At 64.5% G+C, this 6,450-nt stretch carries 7 protein-coding genes; 2 read left to right on the top strand and 5 right to left on the bottom strand.

Going from position 1 to position 6,450, the window contains the following annotated elements; all coding sequences use genetic code 11:
* The coding region (locus VMR03_RS09500) for a toprim domain-containing protein (RefSeq protein WP_325404559.1) at positions 1-438 on the bottom strand (438 nt) is incomplete at its 3' end.
* 369 nt (positions 439-807) lie between these two features.
* Here VMR03_RS09500 and VMR03_RS09495 point away from each other — a divergent pair.
* Positions 808-1,080, top strand: coding sequence for a hypothetical protein (locus tag VMR03_RS09495; RefSeq protein WP_325404557.1), 273 nt, complete (start codon positions 808-810; stop codon positions 1,078-1,080).
* Positions 1,081-1,098: 18 nt separating this feature from the next.
* Here the strand turns inward: VMR03_RS09495 and dprA are convergent, their stop codons facing one another.
* From dprA to VMR03_RS09475, 4 genes are read right to left on the bottom strand one after another with little or no spacing between them, the layout of a single operon-like run.
* Entirely contained in the window at positions 1,099-2,214 is a 1,116-nt protein-coding gene (dprA, locus tag VMR03_RS09490) for a DNA-processing protein DprA (RefSeq protein ID WP_325404555.1), read from the bottom strand.
* Positions 2,215-2,233: 19 nt separating this feature from the next.
* A complete protein-coding gene (gene plsY, locus VMR03_RS09485) occupies positions 2,234-2,869 on the bottom strand; it encodes a glycerol-3-phosphate 1-O-acyltransferase PlsY (protein ID WP_325404553.1) in 636 nt (211 codons plus the stop codon).
* Positions 2,870-2,871: 2 nt separating this feature from the next.
* The gene (pyrC, locus tag VMR03_RS09480) at positions 2,872-4,170 is read right to left on the bottom strand and encodes a dihydroorotase (RefSeq protein ID WP_325404551.1); all 1,299 of its coding nucleotides are present in this window, start codon (positions 4,168-4,170) and stop codon (positions 2,872-2,874) included.
* On the bottom strand, positions 4,167-5,135 hold the full coding sequence (locus tag VMR03_RS09475) for an aspartate carbamoyltransferase catalytic subunit (RefSeq protein WP_325404549.1): 969 nt from the start codon (positions 5,133-5,135) through the stop codon (positions 4,167-4,169). The genes pyrC and VMR03_RS09475 overlap by 4 nt, the downstream gene beginning before the upstream one ends.
* A gap of 121 nt (positions 5,136-5,256) precedes the next feature.
* Between VMR03_RS09475 and VMR03_RS09470 the strand changes: the two genes are divergently transcribed.
* On the top strand, positions 5,257-6,450 hold a 1,194-nt coding region (locus tag VMR03_RS09470; RefSeq protein WP_325404547.1), incomplete at its 3' end, for an acyl-CoA dehydrogenase family protein.

Genomic DNA, 6,450 nt, shown 5'->3' with positions numbered 1-6,450 from the left:
ATAGTCGAGGGCGCGGCGGGCGAGATAGGCGTCGATCAGCTCCTTGTCGAGCCCGCGCGGATGCTTCATCGCCTCGAGGATCGAGTTCTTGGTGATCGCGTTGAAGACCACCCGCTCGACGTCGATGCCGTGCAGCGCCTTCTTCTTGTTCAGGACTTCGAGCACATGCCAGGAAATCGCCTCGCCCTCGCGGTCGGGGTCGGTGGCGAGAATGAGCTTGTCCGCGCCTTTCAGCGCGGCGGCGATGTCGTTCAGCCGCTTCTGGGACTTGGGATCGACGTCCCAGGCCATGCGAAAGTCGTCGTCGGGGAGGACCGAGCCGTCCTTGGAGGGCAGGTCGCGGACATGGCCATAGGAAGCCAGGACCTTGAAGCCCTTGCCGAGATACTTATTGATGGTCTTCGCCTTGGCGGGCGACTCAACAATAACGACGTCCATCGAGCGCTCAGTCTCCAAATTCGCGTGCGGCAGACGGGTCCGCGTGTTGACGGGAGCCGCCCCGTCGCTGCGGACGGGCCAGATCGACTGGTCACCGATGAAAAGAGAAGGCGCAATCCGGCGCCGCCGCCGGCTCCATCGGCCGCAGCCAGAACATGGTGAAAAGCCGGCACCCTGTCAAATGCCGCAGAAAACCGGGATAAACTGGCCTACTTGGCGGATCGAGCCGGATTGGGCGTGAAAATCCTATCCTAACGGACAGGATAGGAATTAACTATTTCAATGCAAGTGAACTCGTGTTTATAATTCTTTCGGTCTAGATAGTGGGGTCAAAGCCTTTGACGCCACTCTGGGGCAGGGAGAGAAGCAATGCGAAATGCGGTCAGTGTCCCGGCGAACAGTGCGGATTTTCTTTCGAATGGAGGCCTGGAGCGGGGGACGGTCGTTCCGGCGGCACGCTCTGCCGATATGGCCGAGGAAGATGTCGCTGCTTACCTCTTCGACCTTCTGGTCGGCGCGCGCCGTCTGGCCACATCCCGCAAGCAGCGATTTCTCGCTTACCTGATCGGCATGGCCGTCGAAGAGGCGCGCCTGTTGACGATGGGGCGGTCAGCGGTCAAGGGACAGAAGAAATCCGCCTAGGTTCGTTGAGCCCAGGCTTTACTCTTCGGGCAAGAGGCTGACGCGATCTCCCGGATCGCGATGCAACCGGCCTGCGAGATCGAGCTCCAATAGCACCATGCGGATCGCGGGGATACTTGCGCCCGTCTGCCGGACGATGTCATCGACCGCCGTGGGCGTTGGCCCGAGCGCAGAGAGAATGCGCTGGCGCATCGCGGCATCGGGCTCGAAGGGCGTGCCGCTGGCGCGGCCATAATGCGTAGCATCCGGCTCGGTGAAGGGTCGCATCGGTGTCTGTTGAAGCGCAGCGATGACGTCCTCGGCGTTTTCGACGAGGGCCGCGCCGTCCTTGATGAGGCTGTTCGATCCACGAGCCCGGGGATCGAGCGGCGAACCCGGGACAGCGAAAACGTCGCGGCCTTGTTCAAGCGCGAAGCGCGCGGTGATGAGCGAGCCGGAGCGCATCGCGGCCTCGACCACGACGACCGCCAGCGACAGGCCCGAGATCAGACGATTGCGTCGCGGAAAATGCCGGGCCTGCGGTCGCGTGCCTGGCGGCATTTCGCTGATGAGCGCGCCGCGCTCGGCGATTTGAGTCTGAAGGGCCCGATTTTCTTCCGGATAAACGATGTCGAGCCCGCCGGCGAGCACGCCGATCGTGCCCGTATCGAGCGACGCCCGATGCGCGGCGGCATCGATGCCCCGCGCGAGGCCGGAGACAATGGTGAAGCCTGCCTGTCCCAGATCGCGCGCGATGGTGGCCGCAAGCTTCGTCCCGGCAGCCGACGCATTGCGTGAACCGACGATGGCGACGGCCTTGCGCTCGGCGAGATGCGGGGCTCCGAGAACCGAAATCACCGGCGGCGGCGGATCGACGGCGGCAAGGCGAAGCGGAAAGTCAGGCTCGCCATAAACGATGAGCCGCGCGCCGAGCGCCTCCGTTGCCGCGATCTCACGCTCGGCATCGGCACGGCTGGGAATGCGCAACGCCGATTTGCGTCCGCCGCGCGCGGCGAGAGACGGCAACGCCTCGAGCGCCTCGACGGCATTCGGAAAATGTTGCAGCAATTCACGGAACGTGACGGGGCCGACCGTATCGCTGCGCGCGAGACGAAGCCTTGCCAGACGCTCCGCTCCTGAGAGCGGTCTGCTCATGGGAGGTCAGCTTTCGGGTTTAGCTGGATTTCGAGGAGCCGATACGGGACTCAGTACCTGAAAGCAACCGACCGATATTGTCGCGATGCGCGATGAAAATCAGAATAACGAGAAAAATGCTCAGGGGAAGGATGAACGTCTGCCCCAGGAAAAAAAGATAGACGGGCGTGAGCGTCGTCGCGACGAGGGCGGAGAGCGACGAATAGCGGAAGATCGCGGCGACAAGGAGCCACGTCGCGCAGAAGAGAAGGCCGACCGGCCAATAGAGCGCGAGATTGACGCCGATGAATGTCGATATGCCCTTGCCGCCCTTGAAGCCGAGCCAGACAGGGAAGAGGTGGCCGAGGAAAGCGGCGGCACCGGCGATGAGTCCGAGGGTGGGGGCAATGTCTCCCGGCCCGAAATGACGGGCGAGAAGGACCGCGATCGCACCTTTGCCGGCATCGCAGATGAATGTGCCGCCGGCGACCCATTTATTGCCGGTCCGGAGCGCGTTGGTCGCGCCGATATTACCCGAACCGATGTCGCGAATGTCGCCGAGCCCGGCCATGCGCGTGAAGATCAGACCGAAAGGGATGGAGCCCAGCAGGTAGCCGACAAAAATCGTTCCGAGAAGCCAGGGCGAGGCCCCGGCCCAGTCGATTCCTTGCGGCATGGTTAGTGTCCCCCCTCACCATGGACGTAGACCGTGCGGCCGCCGACCATGGTGCGCAGTGCGCGGCCCTGAAGGCGACGATCCTCGAAGGGTGTGTTCTTCGAGATCGAGCTGAGCTTAGAGGCTTCGACGATCCATGGCACCCCCATATCGATGAGGACGAGATCGGCCGGCAGACCGGCGGCGAGCCGGCCCGTGCCGAGCCCGAGGAGGTCCGAGGGCGCGAAGGTGAGAGCGCCGAGGAGACGCGCCAGCGGCAGGTCGCCATTGTGAACCAGTGCGAGGCTCGCCGGCAGAAGCGTTTCGAGGCCGATGGCGCCGAAGGCCGCTTCGGCGAAGGGGTGCCGCTTGGCGTCCGCGTCCTGGGGGTTGTGGCCCGAGACGATGACGTCGATCGTGCCGTCGGCGAGACCGGCGACCAGCGCGCGGCGGTCGACTTCGGACCGGAGCGGCGGCGAGAGCTTGAAGAAGGTGCGGTAACCCTGCACGTCGTTCTCGTTGAGCGCGAGATGCGCCGCCGAGACGCCACAGGTGACGTTCAAACCGTTGCGACGCGCACGGCGGATGATGTCGACGGAGGCGGCGCAGGAGATCTGCGCGACGTGATAACGACCGCCCGTCGCTTCGAGAAGCCGCAGGTCTCGCTCGATCATGATCGTTTCGGCTATCGCCGGAATGCCGGCAAGGCCAAGACGGCTCGACAATTCGCTGTCGTTCATGACGCCGGTTGCGAGCTCCGGCACTTCGGCATGCTGGACGATCAGCGCGCCGAAATGTCCGGCATAGGACATGGCGCGGCGCATCACCTGCGCATTGGCGACGGCACGATCGCCATCGGTGAAGGCGACGGCGCCGGCTTCCTTCAGAAGGCCGATCTCGGTCATCTCCGCGCCGGCGAGGCCCTTGGTGAGCGCCGCCATCGGATGGATGTGGACGATGCCGGTATCGCGGGCGCGGCGTTCGATGAAATCGACAAGGGCGACATCGTCGATCACGGGATGCGTGTTCGGCATGACGATGAGCGTGGTGACGCCGCCGGCCGCCGCCGCAAGGCTCGCGGTGCGCAGCGTCTCGCGATGCTCGGCGCCGGGCTCGCCGGTGAAGACGCGGCAGTCGATCAGGCCCGGCGCGAGAATATGGCCGCGGCAGTCGACGATCTCGACGCCGTCGGGAATGCCATCGCTGAAGAGATTGGGGCCGAGGTCGGCGATCTTGCCATCGGCGACCAGGAGATTGCCGCGTTCGTCGAGGCCGGAGGCCGGATCGACCAGCCGCGCATTGATGAAGGCTGTGCGGCTCATGAGGCTTGCTCGTTCGGCAGGTTACGGGCGAGCGCATCGAGAACCGCCATGCGGACCGCGACGCCCATCTCGACCTGCTCGCGAATGACGCTGCGGTGGATGTCGTCGGCGACGGCGCTGTCGATCTCGACGCCGCGGTTCATCGGGCCGGGATGCATGATGAGCGCGTCGGGTTTTGCGAAGGCGAGCTTCTCGTAGTCGAGGCCGAAATAGTGGAAGTACTCGCGCTGCGACGGGACGTAGGAGCCCGACATGCGTTCGAGCTGCAGGCGCAGCATCATCACGATGTCGGCCCCTTCAAGCCCCTTGCGCATGTCATGGAAGACCTCGACGCCGAAACGGTCGATGCCGGTCGGCAGCAGCGTCGGCGGCGCGACGACGCGGACGCGGGCGCCCATCGCATTCAGAAGCAGAATGTTCGAGCGCGCGACGCGGCTATGCTGGATATCGCCGCAGATCGCGACGGTGAGCCCTTCGAGCCGGCCCTTGCGGCGGCGGATGGTCAACGCGTCGAGCAGCGCCTGCGTCGGATGCTCATGCGCGCCGTCGCCGGCATTGATGACCGAGCAGGAAACTTTCTGCGAGAGCAGTTCGACCGCGCCCGACGAGGCATGGCGGATGATGATGAGGTCGGGGTGCATCGCGTTGAGCGTCACCGCAGTGTCGATCAGCGTCTCGCCCTTTTTGACCGAGGACGAGCCGACCGACATGTTCATCACATCGGCGCCGAGGCGCTTGCCCGCCAGCTCGAAGGAGCTTTGCGTGCGCGTCGAAGCTTCGAAGAAAAGGTTGATCTGGGTGCGGCCGCGAAGGACGGAGCCCTTCTTGTCGACCTGGCGGTTCTGCTCGACATATCCATCGGCGAGGTCGAGAAGGGCGACGATGTCGGCCGCCGAAAGCCCCTCGATCCCCAGCAGATGCCGGTGTGGAAAGATCGGGGCGAGCTGTTTATCCGCGCTGGTCATTAAAGCCGCATTGTATAGGGCCGATTCCGGGGTGCGGCAAGTCTTCAGGGGTGCGGCATTGGAGTTATCCCCGCTTTCGGACCCCGTGATAGGCTTCCTGCCACCGGAAATGGAGGAGATCATGACCGAGCCGATGACCGATCCGAGGGCTTTCGCGACCCATGAGGTGTTCAACCAGCCGCCCGCGCTGGAGGATTACAACCTCTTTACGTCGGACATCGTGCTGGCCGAAACGGTCGAGCGCGAGGGAGCGGGCGACGCCGATGCTTCGCTGACGGCGTTCGGCGCCAAGATCGGGACGGCGGAGGTGATCGACCTCGGGCGGCAGGCAAACGCCTATCTGCCGGTGATGAAGAGCTTCGATCGTTTCGGCCACCGGCTCGACAAGGTGGAATTCCATCCGTCCTATCATCGGCTCATGGCGCTGTCGGTCGAACAGGGGCTGCAAGGTTCGCCCTGGGATCATCTGCTGACGGGCGGACCGGCGAAGCCCGGCGCGGTCGTCGCACGGCTCGCCGGCACCTACATGATGACGCAGATCGAGGCGGGGCACGGTTGCCCGATCACCATGACCAATGCGGCGGTGCCGGCGCTGATGTTTCAGGACAGCCTCGCGCGTGAATGGATCCCGCGGATTCTGTCGCGCAAATACGACGAACGCTTCATTCCGGCGAAGGGGAAGACCGGCGTCACCTTCGGCATGGGCATGACCGAGAAACAGGGCGGCACCGACGTGCGCGCCAACACGACGGTCGCGAAACCGGTCGGCAAGGGCGGACCCGGCGCCGAATATCACATCACCGGCCATAAATGGTTCTTCTCGGCGCCGATGTGCGACGCCTTTCTGGTGCTGGCGCAGGCGCCCGGAGGCATCTCCTGCTTCCTGATGCCGCGCTTCACGCCGGACGGCGCGGAGAATGCGATCCGTATACAGAGGTTGAAGGATAAGGTGGGCAACAAGTCGAACGCCTCGTCGGAAGTCGAGTTTCAGGCGGCGTCGGGCTGGCTGATCGGCGAGGAAGGGCGCGGCGTCCGCAACATCATCGAGATGGCGACCTATACGCGGCTCGATTGCGCGGTGGCGACGGCCGGCATGATGCGCGGCGCGGTGGCGCAAGCGGTCCATCATTGTTCCTACCGCACGGTGTTCCAGAAGAAGCTGATCGACCACCCTCTGATGGCGAATGTGCTGGCCGACCTCGCGCTCGAAACGGAAGCGGCGACGGCATTGTCGTTTCGCGTCGCGCGGAGTTTCGACCGCGCGGCCGAGGACGAGCGGGAAGCCGCCTTCCGCCGCATCATGACACCGGTCGCG

This window comes from Parvibaculum sp. (assembly GCF_035511255.1).
Taxonomy (GTDB): Bacteria; Pseudomonadota; Alphaproteobacteria; order Parvibaculales; family Parvibaculaceae; genus Parvibaculum.
Note: the sequence above shows the minus strand (reverse complement) of the source record. Positions and strands in the feature narration are given on the sequence as shown.